The organism is Caldicellulosiruptor morganii, assembly GCF_026810225.1.
Lineage (GTDB): Bacteria > Bacillota > Thermoanaerobacteria > Caldicellulosiruptorales > Caldicellulosiruptoraceae > Caldicellulosiruptor > Caldicellulosiruptor morganii.
Window position 1 is genome coordinate 1,995,603 of the sequence record NZ_CP113865.1, and the last position, 24,463, is coordinate 2,020,065.

Annotated in this window: 22 protein-coding genes, 1 tRNA gene and 1 riboswitch; of the genes, 3 read left to right on the forward strand and 20 right to left on the reverse strand. The window is 38.0% G+C overall.

The features are described from left to right. Positions 1-77 precede the first annotated feature (77 nt). From OTK00_RS10025 to OTK00_RS10035, 3 genes are all read right to left on the reverse strand, one after another. Positions 78-1,328 carry an aminotransferase class I/II-fold pyridoxal phosphate-dependent enzyme gene (locus tag OTK00_RS10025; protein WP_045168948.1) on the reverse strand — a complete coding sequence of 417 codons (1,251 nt, stop codon included), beginning with the start codon at positions 1,326-1,328 and terminating at the stop codon, positions 78-80. A gap of 61 nt (positions 1,329-1,389) precedes the next feature. Next, a complete protein-coding gene (locus OTK00_RS10030; protein ID WP_045170102.1) occupies positions 1,390-3,054 on the reverse strand; it encodes a formate--tetrahydrofolate ligase in 1,665 nt (554 codons plus the stop codon). Positions 3,055-3,059: 5 nt separating this feature from the next. Continuing rightward, entirely contained in the window at positions 3,060-3,395 is a 336-nt protein-coding gene (locus OTK00_RS10035) for a thioesterase family protein (protein WP_082054653.1), read from the reverse strand. A gap of 268 nt (positions 3,396-3,663) precedes the next feature. Between OTK00_RS10035 and OTK00_RS10040 the strand changes: the two genes are divergently transcribed. Further along, positions 3,664-3,756 (forward strand) — tRNA-Ser (locus OTK00_RS10040). Positions 3,757-3,799: 43 nt separating this feature from the next. On the opposite strand, the gene OTK00_RS10045 is transcribed toward OTK00_RS10040, so the two are convergent. From OTK00_RS10045 to OTK00_RS10095, 11 genes are all read right to left on the reverse strand, one after another. Then, the gene (locus tag OTK00_RS10045; RefSeq protein ID WP_045168946.1) at positions 3,800-5,047 is read right to left on the reverse strand and encodes an Nramp family divalent metal transporter; all 1,248 of its coding nucleotides are present in this window, start codon (positions 5,045-5,047) and stop codon (positions 3,800-3,802) included. 40 nt (positions 5,048-5,087) lie between these two features. Beyond that, the gene (locus tag OTK00_RS10050) at positions 5,088-6,338 is read right to left on the reverse strand and encodes a magnesium transporter (protein ID WP_045168945.1); all 1,251 of its coding nucleotides are present in this window, start codon (positions 6,336-6,338) and stop codon (positions 5,088-5,090) included. Between the two features lie 319 nt (positions 6,339-6,657). Next, positions 6,658-6,814, reverse strand: a riboswitch (M-box (ykoK) riboswitch). 105 nt (positions 6,815-6,919) lie between these two features. After that, a complete protein-coding gene (gene thrC / locus OTK00_RS10055; RefSeq protein ID WP_045170101.1) occupies positions 6,920-8,401 on the reverse strand; it encodes a threonine synthase in 1,482 nt (493 codons plus the stop codon). Between the two features lie 22 nt (positions 8,402-8,423). Then, positions 8,424-9,083, reverse strand: coding sequence for a redox-sensing transcriptional repressor Rex (locus OTK00_RS10060; protein WP_045168943.1), 660 nt, complete (start codon positions 9,081-9,083; stop codon positions 8,424-8,426). 140 nt (positions 9,084-9,223) lie between these two features. Next, positions 9,224-9,523 carry an FtsB family cell division protein gene (locus OTK00_RS10065; protein WP_045170100.1) on the reverse strand — a complete coding sequence of 100 codons (300 nt, stop codon included), beginning with the start codon at positions 9,521-9,523 and terminating at the stop codon, positions 9,224-9,226. Between the two features lie 54 nt (positions 9,524-9,577). Further along, complete coding sequence (gene yabQ / locus OTK00_RS10070) at positions 9,578-9,895, reverse strand: spore cortex biosynthesis protein YabQ (protein ID WP_045168942.1); 318 nt, start codon at positions 9,893-9,895, stop codon at positions 9,578-9,580. Between the two features lie 13 nt (positions 9,896-9,908). Then, positions 9,909-10,190, reverse strand: coding sequence for a YabP/YqfC family sporulation protein (locus tag OTK00_RS10075; RefSeq protein WP_045168941.1), 282 nt, complete (start codon positions 10,188-10,190; stop codon positions 9,909-9,911). Positions 10,191-10,268: 78 nt separating this feature from the next. Further along, positions 10,269-10,511 (reverse strand): RNA-binding S4 domain-containing protein, encoded by a 243-nt coding sequence (locus OTK00_RS10080; RefSeq protein ID WP_045168940.1) that lies wholly within the window; start codon positions 10,509-10,511, stop codon positions 10,269-10,271. A gap of 137 nt (positions 10,512-10,648) precedes the next feature. Beyond that, positions 10,649-10,924, reverse strand: a complete 276-nt coding sequence (locus tag OTK00_RS10085) for an HU family DNA-binding protein (protein WP_011916753.1) — start codon at positions 10,922-10,924, stop codon at positions 10,649-10,651. Positions 10,925-11,012: 88 nt separating this feature from the next. Next, positions 11,013-11,783: a nucleoside triphosphate pyrophosphohydrolase gene (mazG, locus tag OTK00_RS10090; RefSeq protein WP_045168939.1), complete on the reverse strand. Its 771-nt coding sequence runs from the start codon at positions 11,781-11,783 to the stop codon at positions 11,013-11,015. A gap of 48 nt (positions 11,784-11,831) precedes the next feature. After that, positions 11,832-12,116 carry a sporulation transcriptional regulator SpoIIID gene (locus OTK00_RS10095; RefSeq protein WP_045168938.1) on the reverse strand — a complete coding sequence of 95 codons (285 nt, stop codon included), beginning with the start codon at positions 12,114-12,116 and terminating at the stop codon, positions 11,832-11,834. Between the two features lie 172 nt (positions 12,117-12,288). On the opposite strand from OTK00_RS10095, the gene OTK00_RS10100 reads away from it, so the two are divergent. Then, a complete protein-coding gene (locus tag OTK00_RS10100; RefSeq protein WP_045168937.1) occupies positions 12,289-13,131 on the forward strand; it encodes a sulfide/dihydroorotate dehydrogenase-like FAD/NAD-binding protein in 843 nt (280 codons plus the stop codon). Between the two features lie 4 nt (positions 13,132-13,135). Beyond that, positions 13,136-14,530, forward strand: a complete 1,395-nt coding sequence (gltA, locus tag OTK00_RS10105) for an NADPH-dependent glutamate synthase (RefSeq protein ID WP_045170099.1) — start codon at positions 13,136-13,138, stop codon at positions 14,528-14,530. A gap of 48 nt (positions 14,531-14,578) precedes the next feature. Here the strand turns inward: gltA and glnA are convergent, their stop codons facing one another. The 6 genes from glnA to mfd form a co-directional block, all read right to left on the reverse strand. After that, positions 14,579-15,916 carry a type I glutamate--ammonia ligase gene (gene glnA / locus OTK00_RS10110; protein WP_045168936.1) on the reverse strand — a complete coding sequence of 446 codons (1,338 nt, stop codon included), beginning with the start codon at positions 15,914-15,916 and terminating at the stop codon, positions 14,579-14,581. A 184-nt stretch (positions 15,917-16,100) separates the two neighbouring features. Continuing rightward, entirely contained in the window at positions 16,101-17,948 is a 1,848-nt protein-coding gene (gene ftsH / locus OTK00_RS10115; RefSeq protein WP_045168935.1) for an ATP-dependent zinc metalloprotease FtsH, read from the reverse strand. 46 nt (positions 17,949-17,994) lie between these two features. Then, complete coding sequence (gene hpt / locus OTK00_RS10120; protein WP_082054607.1) at positions 17,995-18,528, reverse strand: hypoxanthine phosphoribosyltransferase; 534 nt, start codon at positions 18,526-18,528, stop codon at positions 17,995-17,997. A gap of 5 nt (positions 18,529-18,533) precedes the next feature. Further along, a complete protein-coding gene (gene tilS, locus OTK00_RS10125; protein ID WP_045168934.1) occupies positions 18,534-19,901 on the reverse strand; it encodes a tRNA lysidine(34) synthetase TilS in 1,368 nt (455 codons plus the stop codon). A 38-nt stretch (positions 19,902-19,939) separates the two neighbouring features. Beyond that, positions 19,940-20,947 (reverse strand): peptidylprolyl isomerase, encoded by a 1,008-nt coding sequence (locus OTK00_RS10130; RefSeq protein WP_045168933.1) that lies wholly within the window; start codon positions 20,945-20,947, stop codon positions 19,940-19,942. 63 nt (positions 20,948-21,010) lie between these two features. Beyond that, entirely contained in the window at positions 21,011-24,463 is a 3,453-nt protein-coding gene (gene mfd, locus OTK00_RS10135) for a transcription-repair coupling factor (RefSeq protein WP_045168932.1), read from the reverse strand.

Below are 24,463 nucleotides of genomic sequence, written 5' to 3' on the forward strand. Positions count from 1 at the left end.
CCAATACCCGGTTAAAATAAAATTTTAAGAGGCTGCAAGATTAAATTTTGCAGCCTCATACACTAAAGCCTTTCTCTTTATATTATACCGTATTTTTTGCCCAAGTGTTCAAGAACATCAAGTGTCCTGTCAAGATGCTCTTTTGTGTGTCCTGCTGTCAGTGAAATTCTAATACGCGACAGCCTTCTTGGAACAGCCGGGTAGAATACAGGGTTAACATAGATGCCCGCCTCATGAAGCTCCCTGCACATCTCTTTTACTTTATAATCGTCCCCAATTATGATGGGGAATATTGCCGTCTGCTGATTGCCAATATTAAATCCAAGCTTGAGTAAGTTTTCTCTAAAGTATCTTATATTATCCCAGAGTTTTTGCCTCAGCTGTGGCTCTTCTTCAATAACGTTCAAAGCCTCAATCAGTGAAGCGGTTGCCTGTGGAGTTGGTGCTGTTGAAAACATATATGCTCTTGAGTAAAAGTGCAGATAGTTCACAAGCTCTTTGTTTGTTGCAATAAATCCTCCAACTGCTCCCAGTGCCTTTGAAAGCGTGCCTGCAACAATATCAACCTTTCCTTCAACATTGCAGTGCTCAGGTGTACCACGTCCGTTTTTGCCAATCACACCTGTTGCATGCGCCTCATCAACCATTACAAACGCGCCGTAGGCATGAGCTATCTCAACAATCTGGTCAAGCGGTGCAATGTCACCATCCATTGAATAAACACCATCAACTATTACAAGTTTTGTATTGTATTTATCCTTTACCTTTTTGAGCACCTTTTCAAGAGAATCCATATTGTTGTGTCTGAAAAACTCAACATTTGTATTTCTGCACCCGTCAATTATACTTGCGTGAACATACATGTCCAAAATAGCAACATCATTTTCATGCAAAATTGCAGAAATTGTACCCAGATTTGAACCATATCCGCTTGTGTAAATCAGCGCATCCTCACAACCTTTGAACTTTGCAAGCTTTTTCTCAAGCTCAACGTGTATATCAAGTGTCCCACCCAAAAGAGGTACAGAACCAGCACCTGTACCATACTTTTTAACAGCTTCTATTCCTGCTTTAATTGTCCTCGGATGCTTTGTAAGATTCAAATAGTCATTTGAGGCAAGGTTTATCATCTCTTTAATTTCACCTGTGTAATGGTCAATTATCTTCATAGTCGGACCAGAACCAGTAATAGAAACACGTCTGTACTGATAATGTCTTCTTCTAACATAATCCTCTTTGTATTCCCAGAACTCTTTTGCAAGTTCCATTATGTTTTTGTCTGCACTCTTCACAAAATCGGCGAGCGAAAACTTTGTTGTGTCAATCATCCAAAATACTACCTCCTTTGATCACAATTTTGTGCACATATTTTGTAAAAAAATTTCACACTCACACCCACAGCACATTTCCATCTTTATCTATATCGAGGTGAAGAGCAGCATAGTCTTTTGAAAGCCCCGGCATTGTCATAATATTGCCACAGATTGCTACAATAAAGCCAGCTCCACTGTTAATTCTTATTTCATTAACATTCAAAATAAAATCTTTTGGTCTCCCAAGAAGCTCTGGATGGTCTGACAGTGAATACTGGGTTTTTGCCATACAAACAGGAAAATGTTCAATATTGAGCTTTCTTATGAGTTCCAAAGTTGAAAGTGCTGACTTTGAAAACTGTACATCCAAAGCCCCGTAAATGGTCTTTGCAACCTTTTTTATCTTCTCCTCGACCGGGTCCTGATCTTGATATACAAAATTGATTTTTCTCCTTTTGTCTGCTATTTCAATTACCTTTTCTGCAAGCTCCAAAGCCCCTTCTGAACCCAGATCATAGGCTCTTGAGACAGCAAATTCAACTCCCTGCTTTCTACAAAAAGACTCTATCATAGAAATTTCTGAAGGAGTGTCATCCGGAAACATATTCAGCGCAACAACCATCTCAAGCCCCATCATCTTCAAATTTTCTATATGCTTCGATAAGTTTTCAAAACCTTTCAAAAGCGCATCCATACCTTCATCTGTGATGTTTGTCTTCGCAACCGAAGAGCCATGGTATTTGAGTGCTCTTGTTGTAACAACCACAACAGCCGCCGATGGATATATACCCGTCTTTCTTGAAACTATATTGACAAACTTTTCTGCGCCCAGGTCTGACCCAAAGCCTGCCTCAACAACAACATAGTCTGAAAGCTTTTGTGCCATCTTCGTAGCAATAATACTGTTTGTACCATGTGCAATGTTTGCAAACGGACCCCCGTGAATTATTGCAGCAGTTGCTTCTGATGTTTGAACAAGATTAGGTTTTATAGCATCTTTTAGCAAAAGCGCCATCGCACCATGGACATTTAAGTCTTTCGCATATACAGGCTTTTTGTCATAAGAGAATGCAACCAGTATATTTCCAAGCCTTTCTTTTAGCTCTTCCAGGTCATTTGACAGGCAAAGTATTGCCATTACTTCTGAGGCAACCGAAATAACAAATCCGTCTTCACGCACAGCACCTTTCTGCCCATCCCCCAGCCCAATGACAATATTTCGCAAAGCCCGGTCATTCATATCCATTGCTCTTTTTATCATTATCGCCTTTGGATTGATGTTAAGTGTGTTACCATGATAGATGTGATTATCAACTGCAGCGCAAAGCAAATTGTTGGCAGCCGTCACCGCATGAATATCACCTGTAAAGTGAAGGTTTATATCAGTGCCCGGCAGGACCTGAGAAGCTCCACCTCCTGTTGCACCACCTTTAATTCCTAAGTAAGGTCCCAGGGAAGGTTCTCGAAGCGTCACAATTGATTTAAAGCCGAGCCTGTTTATTGCCATAGAAAGACCTATTGCTGTTGTTGTCTTACCCTCGCCGTATGGTGTTGGATTTATGGATGTGACCAGGATTACTTTGCCTTCTGATTGCCGGGTTTTTTTCTCAAGCACATCCAGGTTTATTTTTGCTTTGTACTTTCCATAAAGTTCTAAATCGTCTTCATCAAGACCTATGCTTTGTGCTATCTCAACAATATGCTTTAGTTTTACTTCCTGGGGTTTTGATGTGGTTTTCAAAAGTATCACCTTGCCTTCTGATATGTCTTTTGCAAAAACCTCTCTGCATTCACTACAAACCTCTCGTGAATACCCTCTCCTATTTTTTCAAACCGGTCATAAGCTTCGACTCTAAAAATGAGTTTTCTGTCCTGAATATCAATTAGTTCAGCAACAGCCCGCACTTCCATTCCTTTTGGACTTGGTGCTATGTGAGAAATTTCAACTTTGCTTCCCACTGTTGTATACCCGTCTTCTAAATGCTCCTGAGCACACAAAAGTGCTGCTTTTTCCATCAGCGTTATCATTGCAGGCGTTGCAAACACATCCAGAAAACCATTTTGAAAATGCGAAGCAAGCATGTCATCTGTTACAGTTGTTGTTATTTCTTTTTTCAGCCCGGCTATAAGCCCTGCATTTTCCAACTTTTGCGCCTCCCCAAATAGTTGTCGGGCAGTAAAACCCTTCTATCTATTAGTATTCGCTGTGGTGCACAATTTTGTTCACAATATTCACCTTAATAAATATATTACTTCTATTTTGTGGAATTGTCAATTTAAAATTAAAATCTTTATCTTGAAAAAGAGCAGAATATAGATTATAATCGATAGTGCAAAATAAAAAAAAGGCGGAGAGATGGCCGAGTGGTCGAAGGCACGCGACTCGAAATCGCGCGTACCGCCACAAGCGGTACCGTGGGTTCGAATCCCACTCTCTCCGCCATTTTTGTTTGCGTTTAAAAAACTACAGGTAAGTAAAATATATCTTAAATTTGTATAAATGGTTGAACTAAAAGCATCAAAGTTAAAAATATTATAAATACAACAGTAACCCATGCAATTATATTAAATGTTTTTGAATTTACATATTCTCCCATAATTTCTCTGTCATTTGTGAGTTTAAGCATATAAATCAGAATTATTGGCAGCAATATCCCATTTATCTCCTGAGCAATTATCATAAGTTTTATTAGTGGAATATTTGGAAGCAATATAACTCCGGCACCTATTACAATAAATAAAAGTATCAAACCATAAAAAACAGGCGCTTCTTTTAACTTTTTGTTAAGTCCATTTTCAAACCCAAATGCCTCAGTTATCGCATAAGCAGTTGAAAGCGGTAAAATGTGTGCTCCCAAAAGTGATGCCCCAAAAAGCCCGATTGCAAAAAGTGCTGATGCATATTTTCCCGCAAAAGGCTCCAAAGCTTTTGCAGCATCCTCTGCTGTCTCAATGACAATCCCATGTTTATACAAAGTTGCGGCTGTCGCAACCACAATAAAAAATGCAATAAAATCTGTCCAGAACGCCCCCAAAAATACATCCCATCTCTGATATCTGAGTTTTTTTACATCAACACCCTTGTCAACAACAGAAGATTGTAAGTAAAACTGCATCCATGGAGTGATTGTGGTCCCTATCATCGCAATAAAAATCAAAACAAAGCTGGTCTTAAAACTGAATGAAGGCACAAATGTGTTTTTTAATACATCCTTCCAATCAGGTTTTGCTAAAAATCCCGAAATAATGTAACTAATATATATTATCATTAATCCAAGGAAAAACTTTTCTGTTTTTTTGTAAGAACCTTTATTGATTATATACCACACAAATATAGCAGTGAGCGGAACAGAAATATACTTTGAAACTCCAAAAATTTCAAGGCTTGCCGCAATACCTGCAAATTCACCAATTGTTGTTGTAAGATTGGCAATTAATAAGGTAACCATTGCAAAAAAAGTCATCTTAACACCAAAATTTTCTCTTATAAGGTCAGAAAGACCTTTTCCTGTTACAACACCCATCCGTGCAGCCATCTCCTGTATGACTGCCAAACTTATTGTTATCAGGAAAAGTCCCCACAGCATCTTATATCCAAACATAGAACCTACCATTGCGTATGTTGCGATCCCTGATGCGTCATTGTCAGCTGTAGCGGTAACAAGCCCCGGACCAATTACACTTAAAATGAGAAGAATATTCCTTAGCCTCTGTTTTTTTGACGTCTGTGGCATAATCTTTTCACCCCTTTTTTTTGCATATAAAAACAATAAATTATGCTAATTTTTTTCGCACCTTTAAAAGCTCATAAACTATATCGTTAATTATTACAACCCCTATAAGTTTCTTTTGGTCATCAACAACTGGAACAGCTAATAAACTGTATTTTGAGATAATTTCAACAAGAGAGTTTACATTGTCCATATCTTTCACATATACAACATCCCTGCTCATAATCTCATAAAGAGGTGTTTGCGGTTCTGAAATTACAAGATCGCGCAAAGACACAACTCCACAGAGTCTTTCTTCATTGTCCACAACATAAAGATAGTAAATCTCATCCGGCTCGGGCTTCAGTCTCCTTAGCTCCTGTATTGTCTGCTCAACGGTAAAATGAGTTTTGAACGAGATAAAATCTGTCGTCATAATACTTCCGACAGTATTTTCGGGATATTCCATAAGCTCTTTTACTTCTTCGGATGCTTCTTTTTCCATCTCATTCAGGAGTTCTTCTGCTCTTTCTTCTTTTATCTCATCCAGGATATCTGCAACCTCATCTGCCGGCATTTTTTCAAGCACATCTGCAACCTTTTCAACTGGAAGGTTTTCGAGGACGTTTCGCTGTGCCTCAACATCAAGCTCTTCCAGAACATCCGCTGCTTTTTCTTCATCCAGAGCTGAAAATACATATGCCTGGGTTTTTTTGTCAAGCTCCTCAATAATATCTGCCAGATCAGAAGGATGCAAAGTTGAAAGCTTGGAGTATGTTGTTGAAAGTTTCAGGTCAAGCCGGGGTGAGGCAAGCGGCTCAACATCGTCCCAGAGAATAAGTTTAGAAGGAATACTTTTCCCAAGAGGTTTTAAGATTTTCTTAACAGGCTTTGCAAGTCCAAGCCTTCTGAGCAAGCCCTCAAGCCCGATATCAACAGCAATTACATAAACTCCTGTTGACAAAACGGCAAGTCGAATATCATTTACTCTTACAACCTTTCTCCCGTTTATGTCAACTATTTGCTTGTCTAAAATATGTTTGACAAGCATTATTGTGTCTTCTTTTTGAACTTCTATTGGTTTTAAACTTCTGGTTTCAATCACATACTGCCCTTTTTCCTTATAAATTGCAAAAAACGAAAAATCTACTATCTGAATGCCTTTTCCACTTTTGATTTTAGCAGCAATTACCTTAGGTCTTATATTCTTTGCATCGACAATTAAATCAAGCAGCCTGCCCAGAACCTTTCTGTCTTCAGAATATACTCTGTTACCTATCACCCTGGAAAGGTAAAAACTTGTTACATTTGCCATATTAGCACCCCTCCTTTATAAAATTATTTTCTCCCTGCGGAGGGGTGCTAAATGGTTTTACAAAAGCAATTTATATAAAAGGACAAAATCCTCCTGTTTTTGGCTAAAAATATAAAAAAGTTAGCACCCCTCCACACATTTGAAAAACAGCTCTTTAGTTTTTCTCTTACCCAATCCTGCTGCCCTCACAGGACCAGAATCCATCTTTTTTCTCAACTCCTTTGAACACAGGTTTTTTTGAAAAGTTTTTATCTGAGAAACAAAAAGTGCTTTCACCCAAAGCTTAAAACGAGGTGAAAGCACCTATTTACCCTTTAAAAACTTACCTCGTACAAGCTTTGGCACTACACGGCATAAAAAGCTGCATTAGGTTATGCCTTGGATTCGGCAAAACCTGTTCACCAGCTCAGATTGTCTCCAATCTTTCGCGGCAGCAGCCTATATCCCTGTAGGAGCCTCGCCTACCGAGATATCCACGAAATATTTACTTTTTTCAACTTCTATTTTAGCACAAATTTTTCGTTTTTCAACCCTTTTTAGTCTAATTTTTTATAATTTTATGCATCTTTTTTAAATTATCTTTAACTATCTTTTATTTTCTCTAATATAAATTCAAACATTTTGTCCTTCTCAATCACATCAGGGTGCAAAACCGGTTTTGACAGAATATCTCTTATACCTTTTGGCACCTCAACACCGGTAGTCTTGAGCAGCATTTCAATTGCTTCAAACGGGTCAATATCATTATATTCATCATCAGTCAGCGCGTTTAGCACATCTTTTGCAAACTTGTAAGGGTTTGCGGTCTGCAAAAGGACCGTCTTTGTCATGTCAGATGTTTTTTCTTTGTATTTTCTGTATACATCAAATCCAACCGCTGAGTGCGTATCAATAAGATAAGAATACTCTCTGTAAACCCACTTTATAGCCTGTCTGGTTTCAAAATCTGTTGAAAAATCTCCCCAGAAATTCGACTGTATTGATTTTAAAACATCATCTTCAACCTTAAAATACCCATTTTCTTTCAAATCAGACATGTATTTTTTTACCCTTTCAAAACTCTCTGTCACCAGATACAGAAGCCTTTCCAAATTGCTTGCAACCAGAATATCCATAGAAGGCGAGATTGTTTTGTAAAACTCTCTTCTTCTATCATAAATACCTGTGTTAATAAAATCCGAAACAACCGAGTTTATATTTGAAGCAACAATTAGCCTGTTTACAGGCACTCCCATAACCTTTGCAAAATACCCCGCCAGGATATTCCCGAAATTGCCGGTTGGTACAACAAAATTTATCCTTTCTCCTTCTTTCAAAAACCCTTTTCTCAAAAGCTCAAGATAGCTCCATATATAGTAAACAATTTGAGGTAAAAGTCTTCCAAAGTTAATGGAGTTTGCAGAGGTAAAAAAGTAGCCCTTTTCATTGATTATCTTTACATATTCGGTATTTGTGAAAATCTCCTTTACTCCACTTTGCGCATCGTCAAAGTTACCAATTATACCTGCAACATGGGTGTTTTTGCCTTCCTGAGTGGTCATCTGTCTTTTTTGCACATCAGAGACACCTTCAGATGGATAGAAAACAACAATCCTGGTCCTCTCAACATCCCTGAAGCCTTCTAAAGCAGCCTTTCCCGTATCACCTGAGGTTGCAACAAGTATAAGTGCCCTTTTATAGCTATCCGGCATTGATCTTATTAAAAGATGTGGGAGCAGTTGCAGTGCAATGTCTTTAAAGGCATATGTTGGACCATGCCAGAGCTCAAGTGCAAACAGATTGCTGTCAAGTTTTTTTAAACCAACCACATTCTCTGTATCAAACCTGTCAGTTGCATAAGCCTTATTTACACAATCTGTAATCTCTTCTTCAGAAAAGTCAGTAAGATAAAGTGAAAAAATATACTTTGCAAGGTCTTTATAGGAATTTAGACCTTCTAAATACTCAAAATCCATCTTTGGTATTTTAACCGGTGTAAAAAGCCCACCATCATTTGCTATTCCCAGATAGATGGCTTCTTTTGAATGAACATTCTGTCCTCCTCGCGTACTTGTGTACTGCATTTCACTTTTCACCTCAACAAGATTATTTTTGATCCGCATTCTCCTTCTCAATCAACTTCTCATTGAGTCTGTACGAAAGTACCATAAGACTGTCAATCAAATGAACATTCTCCACAACAACATCATCTTTTACATCAATCTCTTTGGCAGTGAAATTCCAGATACCTTTTATTCCGCCTTCCATCATAAGATTTGCAACCTCCTGAGCAACATCGGCCGGGACACACAGAACTCCTATATCTACATCATTTTTCTTTATAAATTCCCTCATTTTATTAATATGCTTAATTTCTACATTTCTGATACTTCTTCCAACCTTTTGAGGGTCAACATCAAATAACCCTACCAACCTGAAACCCTTTTTATAGAAATTGGTGTAGTTTGCCAGAGCCTGTCCAAGATTACCAACACCGGCAATGATCATCTTAAAGTGCCTGTCAAGTCCCAGTATCTTTACAAGATTCTCATATAGAACCTGAGTATTGTATCCATATCCCTGTTGCCCAAATCCACCAAAGTTGTTAAAGTCTTGTCTTACCTGTGAGGCTGTATATCCCATCCTCTGGCTAAGCTCCGACGAGGAAATTCTCATAACGTCATGATTTAGTAAATCCTCCACATATCGTAGATACCGTGGTAATCTCCTTATTACTGCAAGAGAGATGTTCTTCTTTTTAAACAATCTTTATCCTCCCCATCTTATTTGATATTTTTTTGACATACTCACTCAAATTAAAAGCCTGTTTTTATTTTAAAACAGGCTATGTCACTTTGATCTGCCTTCAATAAAACTGTTTTATTTATTTGACAAAAAGAAGCCTCCTATTCTTTTTTCTTTTTATTTCTATCAATAAATACAATCTCATTTTTCCCAACAAGCCCAAGCTTTTCACGTGCAACCTGCTGAATATACTCTTTTGTGTCAATATATTGGGCAAGTCTTTTCAGATGTTCATTTTCTTTCTTTATTTTTTCAATTTGCTGGACTACCTCTTTTTGCTGGGCTTTTACCTGGTTTAAAATCATCTGCTGCTTTACAATTGTCGTTATGGCATATATTGAAAAGAATACTACAAATGCCAATACAAAAAGCCTTTTTACAACTTTAAAAAATTTTTTCACGGCCTGTCTTCCTCTTGGGTACCCCCAGAAAATGTAGTTATATTTTATCATAAATCATCTTTTGTTAAAAGATAAAATTTTGTTCACCTTTTTTAAAATTCTTATGTACAAAAAGGAAATTGAACTTTTGTAAAACCAGAAGCCACTGCAAATTGCTAAAAATGTATACCATCGGATTGTATAGTAATTGATATGATACAGTCCCAAAATTATTATCACGGTTGACAACGTAGAAGATATAAAAAATATCAGATCTCTTGTCCGCCTTTTTAATATCTTTTTGAAAAAGAAGGTGTCATATATTAATCCAACAACCATCCCAATAATTGAACAATAGAAAAAATCTGAAAGTTGCTTAAAAACATCCTGCATCTTTTTTCCTCTTTTATTTGAATAGTTTCCCGAATAGTCCCTTTTTAGGCGGCTCACCATACTCAAGTGAATAAATCTGCCCTTCTATAAATACCTCTCCTGTTTCAGTATTGATTTTGTTTACCTTCAAATTAAACCCTTTTATGATGAGAAGTTCCTCGTCAATAACCAGGATAACATTGTTCTCATCAAAACTTTCAACATCGTCAACGCCATTTATTGAAATTCTTTCTCTGTTTTCTATAAGAATATTGTGAACCTTTGTTTTTGTATTCTTTCTATCTTCTGCTATCATCTTCCCAAGACCCTTTAAAAATTTACAAGTTACATAATAAACTATATTCTCTTTACCGCTGAAATATGAAAAATCCTCTTACTCTATTATCTCATACATATTGCTTGCAAGATTTTTCTGTACCTTCTCATCAACACTTGTAACTCTGCATTTAAAAACCCTATCACCAAAATGCACTTCAATAATATCTCCAACTTTTACCTCTGTTGAGGGTTTTGCCATTTTCCCATTTACAAAAACTCTCCCGCTGTCACATGCTTCCTGGGCAAGCGTTCGTCTTTTGATTATCCTCGACACCTTCAGATACTTATCTATGCGCATCTTTAAAACCCTCTCTTCAGTTTTTAAAACAAAAATTTAGGGCTGCAGCTTTAAAAACTTTCAGTGCTGCAGCCTATCAATCCACCAAGAAAATTATTTCCCTTCTTAATTTATATCCTTCTATTTTTCCACAATTATTACTTTGCAACAGCATCTTTTAACATCTTGCCTGCCTTGAATACAGGAACTTTTGTTGCTGGAATCTTAATCTCTTCTTGAGTCTGTGGATTTCTTCCAACCCTCTCTGCTCTTTCTCTTACCTCAAATGAACCAAAACCAACAAGTTGAACCTTTTCCCCCTTGGAGAGTGCTTCTGTAACAGCGTCTACAAACGCATTGAGTGCCTTTTCTGCGTCCTTTTTGGTAAGCCCGCTCTTTTCTGCCATTGCTGAAATCAAATCTGTCTTGTTCATTATTCCTTACCTCCTCGCGTATTTTGTGATGTTCTAAATATTTCTATTCTATATTTATATCAAAAATCCTTCTTTTTTCAAGCCTTTTTTAAATTTTTTTTGCTTCTTCCCAAAATTTGTCCATATCTTTTAGTGTCATTTCATTCAATTTTTTACCCTGTTTCTCAGCTTGCTGCTCTATATAGGAAAATCTGGTTATAAATTTTTTAACTGTCTTGGAAAGTGCTTCTTCAGGGTCAATGTTAAAAAACCTTGCAACATTAACAACTGCAAAAAGGATATCCCCCAGCTCCTCCTGAAGTTTTTCCTGACCACTATTTTTCGACAGATTCTCTTCAAACTCGCCAAGTTCTTCATACACCTTTTTCAACGCATCTTTGTAATTGTCCCAGTCAAAACCCACCCTTGCTGCCTTCTCCTGAACCTTATAGCTTCGCATAAGTGCAGGAAGATGTTTTGGGATACTTTGCATTGCCTCTGCCACCGTTTTTATTTCTTTTTCTTTGCTCTTTACCCTGTCCCAATTTTGCAGAACTTTCTCAGCCGTCTCAAAGCTGTCTTCTCCAAATACATGAGTGTGTCTTTGCTTCATCTTCTGGCATATATCATGAATTACTTCATAAATATCAAAAACGCCTCTTTCCTGAGCTATTCTGTCATGAAATACCACCTGCAAAAGCAGATCACCAAGCTCTTCCTTGAGTTTTGCATCATTCTTTTCATCTATAGCCTCAATAACCTCATATGTCTCTTCAATCAGGTACTTTTTAAGACTTTCATGTGTCTGCTGCCTGTCCCATGGACATTTGCTGCGCAGGATTTCCATTATCCTGACAAGTTCTTCAAAGCTTTCCTTCATACGTTTCCTCTCCTTTTTTATAAAAGGTGATTCCCTCATCCTTACAGGCTATATTATACCACTGTTTTGCAAAGAAGCCTTCTCTTTTTTTGCAAAATATTTTCTCCTTGTTGCCTCCCCACCTCGAATATGCCTTTTCTGCTTATTTTTATCCAGTATAGCCCTCACCTGTTTGTATAGTCCTTTGTTTATTTTGTAAAGTCGCCAGGTTAAGTCATTGTGGACTGTTGACTTTGAAACCCCCAGAATCTTAGCCACTTTTCTTACAGTTGCATTATACCTGATTAAAAGCTTTGCTGCAAGCAGAGCTCTTTTTTCTATATCCTCCTTCAAAGTGCTGTCCTCCAAAATACCTTTCTACTTAGGATTATATGCGCAAGATTTTCTTTGTTTTACCCGAAGTTGCTGTATTGTCAGACTTTTGTCAAACTTTATGTTTGAATTTTCAAAGCTTTTTTGGTACTATATATAAAAACTTAATTTTGTTTGTTAAAAGGTGATTTATATGAACGAAATTGTGATTAAGAAAAACCTGGCACCAGATGTGTGGCTGATGGGAATATTTTCTCCACAGGTTGCCAAAAAAGCAAAGCCAGGACAGTTTGTAATCCTCAGGGTTGTAGAAAAAGGCGAGAGGATTCCACTTACAATAGCCGATTTTGACAGAGAAAAGGGGATTGTATATATAATATTCCAGGTTGTGGGAAAAACAACAGCCATTCTGGCAACCCTAAACGAAAAAGACTCTATAGAAGACTTTGTTGGTCCTCTGGGTATGCCATATGAACACAACCCGGATGACAAATCCTATCTTTTTATTGCAGGCGGGCTTGGAATACCTGCTATATTTTCAAAGGTTAAAATGCTCTACAGCGAAGGTAAAAAAATAGACATAATCATCGGCGGAAGGTCAAAAGAGAACATATTCTTTGAAGATGAGCTCAAAAAATACTGTGACAATCTGTACATCTCAACAAATGATGGGTCATATGGCAAAAAAGGATTTGTAACAGATGTTTTAAAAGATCTTTTGGAAAGTGGAAAAAGGTATGATGAGGTATTTGCAGTGGGTCCCATTTTGATGATGAAAGCAGTGGTTGACATCACCAGGCAGTACAACATCAAAACACTTGTAAGCCTCAATCCTATCATGGTAGATGGCACCGGGATGTGCGGTGGTTGCAGAGTGCTTGTTGGGAATGAAGTGAAGTTTGCATGTGTTGATGGTCCTATTTTCAATGGATTTGATGTTGACTTTGAAAGTCTTATCAAAAGAAATTCTTACTATCAGGACATTGAAAAAGAGGCTTTTGAAAAACACAAATGCAAAATTGGATTGGGGGATTAGAAAATTGGACGCATTCAAAAGAGTGCCTGTACAGGAGCAATCACCAGATGAGAGAATAAAAAACTTTGATGAGGTATGCCTTGGTTATTCTGAAGATGAGGCAATCCTGGAAGCTCAAAGGTGTCTTCAGTGTAAAAACGCACCGTGTGTAAAAGGTTGCCCTGTTGAGGTCAAAATTCCAGAATTTATTTCTCTTATCAGAGAAAGGAAATTTAAGGAAGGATATTTCAAAATACTGGAAACAAACCTTCTTCCTGCAATCTGCGGTCGTGTTTGTCCGCAGGAGACACAGTGCGAGCAAAACTGTGTAAGGGGGATAAAAGGCGAGCCAATTGCAATCGGGAAGCTCGAAAGGTTTGTTGCCGACTGGTTCAGGCAGAACTGTGAATTTGAGTTTGAACTGCCCGAACCCAATAACAGAAAAGTGGCAATCATAGGGTCGGGACCTGCCGGACTTTCATGTGCTTCGGGTCTTGCAAAGCTGGGGTATAAAGTTACTGTTTTTGAGGCATTTCATAAACTTGGCGGTGTTTTGTATTATGGAATCCCCGAGTTCAGACTTCCAAAGGAGGTTGTTGAGTGGGAGATAGAAAATTTAAAGAAAATGGGTGTGGAATTCAGAATAAACATGGTTTTTGGCAAGACATTTGATTTAAATGACTTAAAAGATGAGGATTTTGAAGCAGTGTTTATAAGCTCAGGAGCAGGTCTTCCCAGTTTTTTGAACATTGAAGGAGAGCTTCTGAATGGAATATACTCGGCAAATGAGTTTTTGACAAGGATAAATCTGATGAAGGCATACAAATTTCCGGAGTACGATACACCCATTAAACTTGGCAAAAAAGTGGGTGTAATTGGCGGCGGGAATGTAGCAATGGACGCAGCCAGAGTTGCAAGAAGGCTTGGTGCCGAGGTTTATATACTTTACAGAAGAACAGAAGCCGAGATGCCAGCACGAAAAGAAGAAATTATGCACGCAAAAGAAGAGGGGATTGAAATAATTGAGCTTGTAAGCCCGGTTAGATTCATTGGTGATGAAAATGGGCACGTTAAAGCTTTGGAGCTTGTAAAAATGCAGCTGACAGAGCCTGATAAATCAGGCAGGTGTGGAGTAAAACCAATTGAAGGGTCAAATTTTGTGTTTGAAGCGGATAATTTTATTGTGGCAATTGGTCAGAGTCCAAACCCGCTTGTCAAAAAGGCAATACCAGAGCTTGAGCTAAATCCAAATGGTTCTATTAAAGTAGACCAGAATCTCATGACAAATATTGAAGGGGTATTTGCAGGCGGAGATATAGTGACAGGTGCTGCAACAGTAATTCTTGCAATGGCAATGGGCAAAAAAGCAGCACAAAGTATTGATAACTACCTGAAAATGAAAAACAAAGAGAGAAAATAAAAAACGGGTGGTGTTTTTTTACTTCCCACCCGTTTTTGTCTGTAAAAATTAGTATTTTGTGAGGTATGCATCAATCTCCCACTGATGTACCTTTGTCCTGTAGTCGTCCCATTCAAGCTTCTTTGCCTCAAGGTACTTTTCAAATATGTGGTCGCCGAGTGCTTCTCTCATGAGCTGGCTGTTTTCAAACTCTTTGATAGCCTCTTCCAAGCTTCCTGGCAGGCTATCAATACCGCGCTTTACTCTCTCCTCTTCATTCATTTCAAAAATATTATCTTCGACCGGTTCTGGCGGCTCAATCTTGTTCTTTATTCCGTCAAGCCCTGCTGCCAGAACTGCTGCAAATGCAAGGTATGGATTTGCTGCCGGGTCGGGGTTTCTCAGCTCAACTCTTGTTGCCTGACCTCTTTTAGCCGGAACTCTTATAAGCGGGCTTCTGTTTCTCGGTGACCATGCAATATAAACAGGTGCCTCATAGCCCGGAACAAGCCTCTTGTAAGAGTTAACAAGCGGATTTGTAACAAGTGCAAACTCTCTTGCATGTTTCATAAGCCCACCGATAAAATAGTATGCCTCTTTTGAAAGCTGAAGCCTGTCATCTGGGTCCAAAAATGCATTTTTACCATCCAATACCCTTGCTAAAGACATATTTGTATGCATACCCGAACCGTTAATACCAAATACTGGCTTTGGCATGAAGGTTGCATGAAGTCCGTGTCTCTGTGCAATTGTCTTTACAACAAGTTTAAATGTCACAACATTGTCAGCTGTGTAAAGCGCATCATCATATTTGAAGTCGATCTCATGCTGACCGGGTGCAACCTCGTGATGGGATGCTTCTATCTCAAATCCCATCTCCTCCAGTGTCAACACCATATCCCTTCTTGCATCCTCACCCAAATCGACAGGACCTAAGTCAAAATACCCTGCATTGTCGTGTGTTTGAAGAGTGGGATTCCCATTTTCATCTGTTAGGAACAGGAAAAATTCAAGCTCGGGTCCCACATAGAATTTATAGCCCATTTCCTCTGCTTTTTTGAGCATCCTCTTCAAAACACCACGCGGGCAGCCAGGGAACGGTGTGCCATCCGGTAGATATACATCACAAATAAGCCTTGCAACCCTGTTTGGTGATGGTCTCCATGGAAAAATTGTAAAGGTGTTCAAATCCGGTCTTAAGTACATGTCAGATTCCTGAATTCTGACAAATCCTTCAATTGATGAACCATCAAACATCATCTCGTTGTTAAGTACTGTCTCAAGCTGCTCAACAGGTACAGCAACGTTTTTCAATGTGCCAAAAATGTCCACAAACTGGAGTCTGATAAACTTAACGTCTTGCTCTTTGCAGATACGAATAATGTCTTCCTTAGTGTAATTTTTCATCAAATCTTCCCCTCCGTTTTAAGATTTTTGGTTTATAAACAAAAAAGGACAAAGACGCCCTTATAACTTTCAGGACGCCTTTGTCCTTATGTTTCAATTATACTTCATCAAATATAAAATTTCAATACCCAATTTTAAAATTTGCTTCTACATGCTTCAAAATCGGCTAAAAAGCACATAACATTTATGCAAGCTGTGGCTGTGCATCCTCAAATACAAGCTTTCTGAACTCTTCGCCTGTAAGTTTCTCCTTTTCTAAAAGTGCATTTGCCACCCTGTGCAGTTTGTCAATGTTCTGCTTTAAAATCTCCTCAGCTTTTTTATAAGCCTCTTCAATTATACTCTTGATTTCCCTGTCTATCTCAGCAGCAACCTCTTCAGAGTAGTTCCTTGCAAGTGCCAAGTCTCTTCCCAAAAATACTTCTTCCTGTTCTGTCCCAAACGTCATAGGTCCAAGTTTATCTGACATACCATATTTTGTTACCATATCCCTTGCAATTTTTGTGGCACGTTTAATATCCGAAGCTGCCCCGGTTGATACATCTTCCAGAACAAGCTTTTCTGCAACCCTTCCACCAAGAAGAGTTACAATCTCTCTCATCATGTCAGACTTTGAAGCGTAGAATTTATCCTCTTTGGGTAAATACATGGTATACCCGCCGGCATACCCCCGCGGTATGATTGATACTTCATGAACAGGCTCAGCATCAGGCATCATGGTCCTGACAATTGCGTGACCTGCTTCATGATATGCTGTGAGCTTTTTCTCCTTTTCGGTATACACTCTGCTTCTCTTCTCCGGTCCCATCAAAACCTTTGCAACAGCTTCCTGTATCTCTTCCATATTGATTTGCTTTTTGCCCTTTCGTGCAGCCAGAAGTGCCGCCTCATTGAGCAAATTTTCAAGGTCAGCACCCGTAAAACCAGATGTTATCTTTGCAATTTGAGCAAGGTCAACATCCTGCCCAATCGGCTTGTTCCTCGCGTGAACCTTCAAAATCTCCTCTCTTGCCTTCGCATCAGGTACATTTACAACAATCTGTCTATCAAACCTGCCAGGTCGCAAAAGCGCCGGGTCCAGGATGTCCGGTCTGTTTGTGGCTGCCATGACAATTATACCTTCATTTGTACCAAACCCGTCCATCTCAACAAGAAGCTGGTTTAAGGTTTGCTCTCTTTCGTCATGACCACCGCCAAGTCCTGCACCTCTGTGTCGACCAACCGCGTCTATCTCATCTATAAATACAACACAGGGTGCATTTCTCTTTGCCTGGTCAAAAAGGTCTCTAACCCTTGCAGCACCAACACCAACAAACATCTCAACAAAGTCAGAACCAGAGATGCTGAAAAATGGAACACCAGCTTCGCCCGCAACAGCCTTTGCTAAAAGTGTCTTACCTGTCCCGGGCGGTCCTACCAGCAAGATGCCCTTTGGAATTCTTGCACCAAGCTCTATATACTTTCTCGGGTTTTTGAGAAAATCTATAACCTCTTTTAACTCTTCTTTCTCTTCATCAGCACCTGCAACATCGGCAAATGTCACCTTCTTTTTTAAGTCCTGAATGGTCTTTGCTCTTGACTTTGTAAAAGACATTATCTTGCTTCCGCCACCCTGTGTTTGCTGGAGCATGAATATCCACACAAAAATCATAAGCCCGGCAAAAATCAGCATTGGCAGAAATGTTGATAGCCACCATGGAACCTGAGGAGGCTCTTTTGTCACAATCTCAATCTTTTTCGATTCAATCGCCGATTGTATCTGATCCAGAAATTTGTCAGGTGATGGCACAAACACGTTATCAAACTTTGTCCCATCCTTATACTGCCCGGAGACATTGTTGTAAGTCAGCACTATCCTTGAAACCTTGCCCTCATTGATGTCATTTATCAGCTCCGAGTAAATGACATTCCTTTTTTCACTCATATTCAAAAACTGGTTGTAGGTAAGCCCACCAGTTAAAATATCAACCAGCAATAAAATCACAAGAGCAATTAAAATATAAATGGTTGCTGTTTTGAATAAGTTTCTCAATTGTAGATAGGCACTCCTTTCAATTTATAAATAAACTTTAAATTTTTTACTCCAGAACACCAATATACGGTAAATTTCTGTAAAGCCCTGCATAGTCCAGACCATATCCAACAACAAACCTGTCAGGTATCTCAAACCCTCTGTAATGTATCTCCACATCAACCTTCCTTCTGCTCGGTTTGTCAAGCATTGTACAGATTCTGAGGCTCTTCGGTCTTCTTCCTCTCAAGTATTCGGTGATATATTTCAAAGTAAGCCCTGTGTCAACAATATCCTCAACCAGAAGAACATCCTTGCCCTCAATACTTGTGTCAAGGTCCTTGAGTATTCTAACAATCCCCGAAGATGAGGTTGAATTACCATAGCTGGAAACTGCCATGAATTCTATCTTAACAGGAATTGTTATCTGCCTGAGCAAATCTGCCATAAATACAACGCCGCCTTTTAATATGCACACCATCAAAAACTCATCGCTGTCTTTGTAATCTTCTGATATTCTCTGACCAAGCTCTTTTACTTTTTGACGAATCTGGTCTTCTGTTATCAAAATCTCTTTTACTTTCATTGTTATATCCTTCACAAATATCAATCTCCTTCCATTTGTGTAATCCTTATCTCCAAAAATTGTTTGGTCTGTGAAGTAGCTTTATAATCTTGATTTACAGTTATCCTGTTATTGAATATATCAAATATGACTATTACTTCGGAAGCCTTTGCAATAAGCGGTATACTATCCCTGTGGCGCTTAGGAATCTTTTTATCAATAAACCATTCTTTCAGTTTCTTTTTCCCGGCTTTGAGAGTTATAAAATCACCATCCCTGCGTGTTCTGAAAAATATTCTATCTTCATGCAATTTAGCGGTATCTATATAGATGCAATTGCTGCTTTCCATGCTCTGTGTTATTCTAAATGTGAATTCAAAATTCCTATATTTTATATCATACTCCTCTTTTAATGGAATTTCAAAGCAAAAGTCGTTTTTATCCACCTTTTTGTAAAACACAATGGCGTCATTCTGTCGCTCCACAATCAAATCATCAAAAATCTTCTTTTTACCAGAAGGAAGCAAAAGAAGATTTAAGACATCTTCCACCCTGTCAAGTAAAAGTTGAATTTCAAATTTACTTAGCATCCTTTTTATAAGTCTTCGCTGTAAAAAGCGGGGCATAGAATTCATCTTGCCTATGTCAACCACATAATAAATATCTTCCTGTCTGACACATTTTTCGAAAATCTCATCAACAAGTTCATTTATCTGCATATTTTCATCTCTTATAAGATTTATTGACCTGAAAATGCTGTCAATTACCCCATCACCAAATCTATCCTTGATAACCGGCAAAATCTCATTTCTCACAACATTTCTCCTGTATTTTGAATCAAAGTTTGTTTTGTCCACCACATACCCAATACCATTCTCATCTGCATACCTCTCAATTTCCTGCCTTGACATGTATATAAGCGGTCTTGCAACAATATCACGCACGGGCGGAATAGATGCAAGCCCATCAAGCCCGCTTCCTCTGAACAGGTTCAAAAAAAAGGTCTCTACAACGTCATCCCTGTTATGCCCAAGTAAAATTCTGTCAAGTCCCAAATCATTCACAAGCTCATAAAAAAAATTATACCTTGCCACTCTTCCCGCTTCTTCTTCAGAAAGCCTTTGTTCCTCTTTGAGTTTCCTGACATCCACCGATCTTGTTATACATTTTATATTATACCTCTTACAAGCATCAACTACAAACAGTTCATCTTCATTCGCTTCCTGTCTTAACATGTGATTGAGGTGCGCAACAGTGATATCAAGTTCATATTCATCCTTCAATCTGTAAATACAGTCCAGAAGGACCATTGAATCAATCCCGCCCGAGCAGCCAATTAAAACTTTATCCCCTTTTTTTAACATACCATGTTTTTCAATTGTCCACTTTACCTTCTCCAAAAAGTCCACTTTTAAAGCACCTCAAACAAAATCCTCAAAAAAGACTATTATATAGAAATGCTCTTTAAAACATTTTCAAACTTTTTTATCTTCGCTTCTTTTTGCCACTTTTCAAGCAAGCTCTGATAATATTTCTCCTTTTTATCACTTTCCAATTTGGATTTTATCTCATCCCTGACATCATTCAAAGTCAGCTGTTTTCTGTCTGTGACTTTTATAATATGAAATCCATATGTTGTTTTGATAACCGGGCTTATCTCACCAATGCCGAGAGAAAACGCAGCATCTTCGAATTCTTTTACCATCTCGCCCTTTTTAAAATATCCAAGGTCTCCACCTTTTTGCTTTGTAGCATCATCTTCTGAATATTTCTGTGCAAGCTTTTCAAAACTCTGCCCGCTTTTAATCATCTGCAAGACTTCCTCTGCCTTTTTCTTCTTTGCAGCCTCTTCTTTGGGGTCAGATACCTTAAAAAGAATATGGCTTGCTTTTACCTGTTCATAATCAGATTTATGTGAATTGTAATAATCTTCTATTTCAGAATCTGACGCAGTCTGGCTTTTTGTCACCTCATCATAGAGTTTTGAAACTATCTGTGACTTTATAACCTGGTCTTTGTATTCCTCCTCTGTTGCACCAATTGTTTGAAGATACTGCTTGAAACTGAGACCATTTTCCGAGTCATTTTTATACTGATTAATTCTTTCCTCTATTGCCTTCCTCTCCTGACCTGTAAGTGTGATATTCCTTTTTTTAGCCTGCTGAAGTTCTATCTGCCTTATAATAAGTCCTTCAAGTATATTTTCCTTTATCTGTTCTTCATAGGTCTTACCGTCAACTTTCTGTGACAAAAATGCTTTGTCAAGTCCATAATAGTCAATTTGAGACTTGTAGTTGATAGTAAACTCCTTTTTGGTAATCTTCTCCCCGTTTACAATAGCAACAGCTCTGTTCTCATCAATAGACTTTACTATCTCGGGAATTGCAGCAATGAGAATTATCAGCAGGACAATAACTGCAGATGTAATAATTGCAATTTTTGTGTTTTTCCCCATATATCTCTTCTCCTTTGTTAAAAGTATTTTTTGATAATAATAATATTATAAAACAATGAAAGATTATTTTAAAGCACCTGTGGGTAAAGCAACCTTTTCAGTGATATCTTCCAGAGTTTTAACCAAAAAGTCCAGTATATCCTTTGATGCAGGAAAAGTTATTGAACAATCCCTGCCCTCTGCATATAAAATTTTTATTTCAGAAAGAAACTTTTTGAAAAGCTGGGCTGCTTCCTGCGATACAAACTGCAGTTTAACCTTTTGTTCATCAACCTGCAAAATACCCACAATCCCCAGCTTTTTGCACAGACACTTAATATAAGCAATCTTTATGAGATTATCAACCTCTTTTGGAACATCTCCAAATCTGTCAATAAGCTCCTCATAGATTTCTTCGGCATCCTCTTTTTTCTCAATTGATGAAATCTTCTTGTACATGTTAATTCTTTCCCTGTCATCGTCAATGTATTCACTGCTAATATAGGCACTAATTTTTATATCTATCTGTGGCTCAATCTCGGGCTGGACATTCTCACCTTTGAGCCTTCTTATCTCTTCTGATAAAAGCCTTATATACATATCATATCCAACAGCATTTATGTGTCCATGTTGAAGCTTTCCAACAATTGAACCTGCACCTCTTATCTCAAGGTCTCTCATCGCAATCCTAAAACCCGAACCAAGTTCTGTAAATTCTTTTATAGCAGCAAGCCGCTTTGCAGCCTCTTCGGATAAAACCTTGTCTTTTCGGAATGTGAAATATGCATATGCAAGCTTGTTCGAACGCCCAACCCTTCCACGAAGCTGGTAAAGCTGGGCAAGCCCCAGCCTGTCTGCATCTTCCACAATCAATGTGTTCACATTTGGCATATCAACGCCTGATTCAATTATTGTGGTTGTGACAAGCACATCATATTTACCATTTATAAAGTCAATCAGCACCTCTTCCAACTGTCTTTCATCCATTCTGCCGTGTGCAAAGGCTATTTTTATACCTTCCCCCAGAAGCTTTTCAAGCCTGTTTACAACCTCTTCTATATCTTTTACCCTGTTGTAGAGATAAAATACCTGCCCACCCCGCAAAATCTCCTTTAAGATTGCTTCCTTTATTACCTTTTCGTTATATTCCATGACAAAGGTTTGCACAGGAAACCTGTCCTCTGGCGGATCTTCAATTATGCTGAGATCTCTTATGCCCAGAAGAGCCATGTTCAGTGTCCTTGGAATAGGTGTTGCAGTAAGAGTTAAAACATCCACATTTTCCTTTAACTTTTTTATCTTCTCCTTGTGTTCAACTCCAAATTTGTGCTCCTCATCAATAATCAAAAGTCCCAGGTCCTTGAATTTCACATCATTTGATAAAAGTCTATGTGTTCCAATGATAATATCAATTGTCCCCTCTTTCAATCCTTTTAAAATTTTCTTCTGTTGCCTTTCTGTTTTTAAACGAGAAAGAACTTCAATTGTTATTGGAAAATCTTTCATACGCTGGACAAATGTCATATAGTGCTGATGAGCCAGTATTGTAGTTGGAACAAGCAGTGCAACCTGCTTTGAGTCCATCACAGCTTTAAATGCTGCACGCATAGCCACTTCTGTCTTGCCATAACCAACATCCCCGCACAGAATCCTGTCCATTGGCTTTTCGCTTTCCATATCCTTTTTAATCTCTTCAATTGCCTGAAGTTGACCTTCTGTTTCGGCGTATGGAAATTTTTCTTCAAACTCCTTTTGCCAAACGGTGTCAGGCGAAAACTTAAAACCCTTTTTTAGCTGCCTTTTTGCATACAGCTCAACTATATCTTTTGCCACAACCTCAAGTGATTTTCTAACCTTTTGCTTCTGTTTTTGCCACTCCAGGCTCCCAAGTTTTGATAGTTTTGGCTCTAAATCTCCAGTGCCAATATATTTTTCAATTACATCAAGGTTTGTGGTTGGTACGTACAGGTAAGAATTATTTGCATATTCAAGTTTTAAGTACTCCTTTGTCACACCTTCCACAGTTATTTTTTCAAATCCCAAAAATCTGCCAATACCATACATTCTGTGCACAACATAGCTTCCGGTTTTTAGGTCTTCTATGGTGTAAAAAGCTTCTTTCTTTGATTTTGGTCTTTTTTTGATATCCTTGATCTTTTTGTTCTCAAAATTGAAAAAGCTAAGGCAGACCCATTTTAACTCCTCAATCTCCACTCCCTTTTCAATCGACCCTGCAAGAAGAAAAACCCCTTTTTCACTTTCTGAAACTTTATCTGTCAACCTGAATTCTATTTCATTTTTTTCAAGGTCATATCTTAAATCTTCAAGTGATGTTGCGCTACCGGCAAAAATGTTTATGGTATAGCCCTTAGAAAGGTAATATTTAATATCATCTATCAAAAGGCTTTTGCTGGCGTTGTAGGATGGAATTTCCCTGAGATTATTAAAAGAAAAAATGCTTTTTACCTGCAGTTCTCTTATACTTTGAGTAAATGTTTGAAGAATAATTGAATTAGAAAAAAAAGCTAAAATTTCATTGACTTTAAAATAACACTCTGCCATCCCTGGCAGTATATATCCTTTTTCCAAAAGGTCCTTGTAAACTTCCTCTGTATGCTCCTCAAAAGATTTCAAACTGCTATAAACCTGATTATACTCATCTATTACAATGAGGCAATCATCAAATATATCAAATATGGTTTTGAAGTTCTGATAATAATAGGGATACAGTCTGTCAATCTTTAAATCAAGCCCATCAATTGTATCCTTAAAACTTTCTTCCAGATTCTTCTTTGCATCGCCTTTGAGCTTGCTTTGAAGTTTTTTAAAATCAGCTTCTACCTTTTTTAAACCATCTGAAAAGTCAATATTTAAATCCCATTCACAGGCTTTATAAATCTTTACAAGAGAAATTCTTTCAAATGACTTTTGTGTCTCAACATCAAAATACCTTATGGTGTCAATAGTATCACCAAAAAATTCCACTCTAATAGGGTAGTGGCTTGCCACGGGGTATATATCTATTATTCCACCTTTTTGAGAAAACTGCCCTTTTCTTTCAACAACTTTAACTCTTTCATATCCATACCTTGATATGGTATTTAAAAATCCAGTAAAGTCCATCTCTTTATTCTCTTCAAGTGTGATATACTCAAACTTGAAATCTGCGTATTTTTCAAGCAAATTCTGCGGGCTCAAAACAAGCACATCAAACCCTTCTTCAAAAATCCTGACAAATTCTTCTGCCCTTTGAATATCTGAATCTTTACTTTTTGCAAACGAATTTATAAGCGGATTTTCTCTTTCCTGTAAAACAACCACTCTGTCAAAAAGATTTTTAAATCTTCTTTCCCACTCAAGCTTATTTTTTTGATGTGTGATAAAAAGAACTTTTTTGTTAAATTTTTGACATAACGCCTGGACCAAGAGTGCCTTCCCCATCTCGCCAAGGTTTACAGCAAGGATGGGGAGATTTTTTTGTGAAACTGACCTTGCAATGTTTAAAAACTCATCAAGTTTTTCAAAAACTCTCAGCAA

Coding starts and splice junctions, on each gene's coding strand:
- OTK00_RS10080 (WP_045168940.1), bottom strand. CDS start 10,511: ATGCGCATAGATAAGTATCTGAAGGTGTCGAGGATAATCAAAAGACGA.
- OTK00_RS10035 (WP_082054653.1), bottom strand. CDS start 3,395: ATGCTTGCTTCGCATTTTCAAAATGGTTTTCTGGATGTGTTTGCAACG.
- thrC (WP_045170101.1), bottom strand. CDS start 8,401: ATGCAGTACACAAGTACGCGAGGAGGACAGAATGTTCATTCAAAAGAA.
- OTK00_RS10085 (WP_011916753.1), bottom strand. CDS start 10,924: ATGAACAAGACAGATTTGATTTCAGCAATGGCAGAAAAGAGCGGGCTT.
- yabQ (WP_045168942.1), bottom strand. CDS start 9,895: ATGCAGGATGTTTTTAAGCAACTTTCAGATTTTTTCTATTGTTCAATT.
- OTK00_RS10130 (WP_045168933.1), bottom strand. CDS start 20,947: ATGGGGAAAAACACAAAAATTGCAATTATTACATCTGCAGTTATTGTC.
- OTK00_RS10075 (WP_045168941.1), bottom strand. CDS start 10,190: ATGATAGCAGAAGATAGAAAGAATACAAAAACAAAGGTTCACAATATT.
- mazG (WP_045168939.1), bottom strand. CDS start 11,783: ATGAAGGAAAGCTTTGAAGAACTTGTCAGGATAATGGAAATCCTGCGC.
- OTK00_RS10050 (WP_045168945.1), bottom strand. CDS start 6,338: ATGGCAAATGTAACAAGTTTTTACCTTTCCAGGGTGATAGGTAACAGA.
- OTK00_RS10025 (WP_045168948.1), bottom strand. CDS start 1,328: ATGATTGACACAACAAAGTTTTCGCTCGCCGATTTTGTGAAGAGTGCA.
- glnA (WP_045168936.1), bottom strand. CDS start 15,916: ATGAAAAATTACACTAAGGAAGACATTATTCGTATCTGCAAAGAGCAA.
- OTK00_RS10045 (WP_045168946.1), bottom strand. CDS start 5,047: ATGCCACAGACGTCAAAAAAACAGAGGCTAAGGAATATTCTTCTCATT.
- OTK00_RS10100 (WP_045168937.1), top strand. CDS start 12,289: ATGAACGAAATTGTGATTAAGAAAAACCTGGCACCAGATGTGTGGCTG.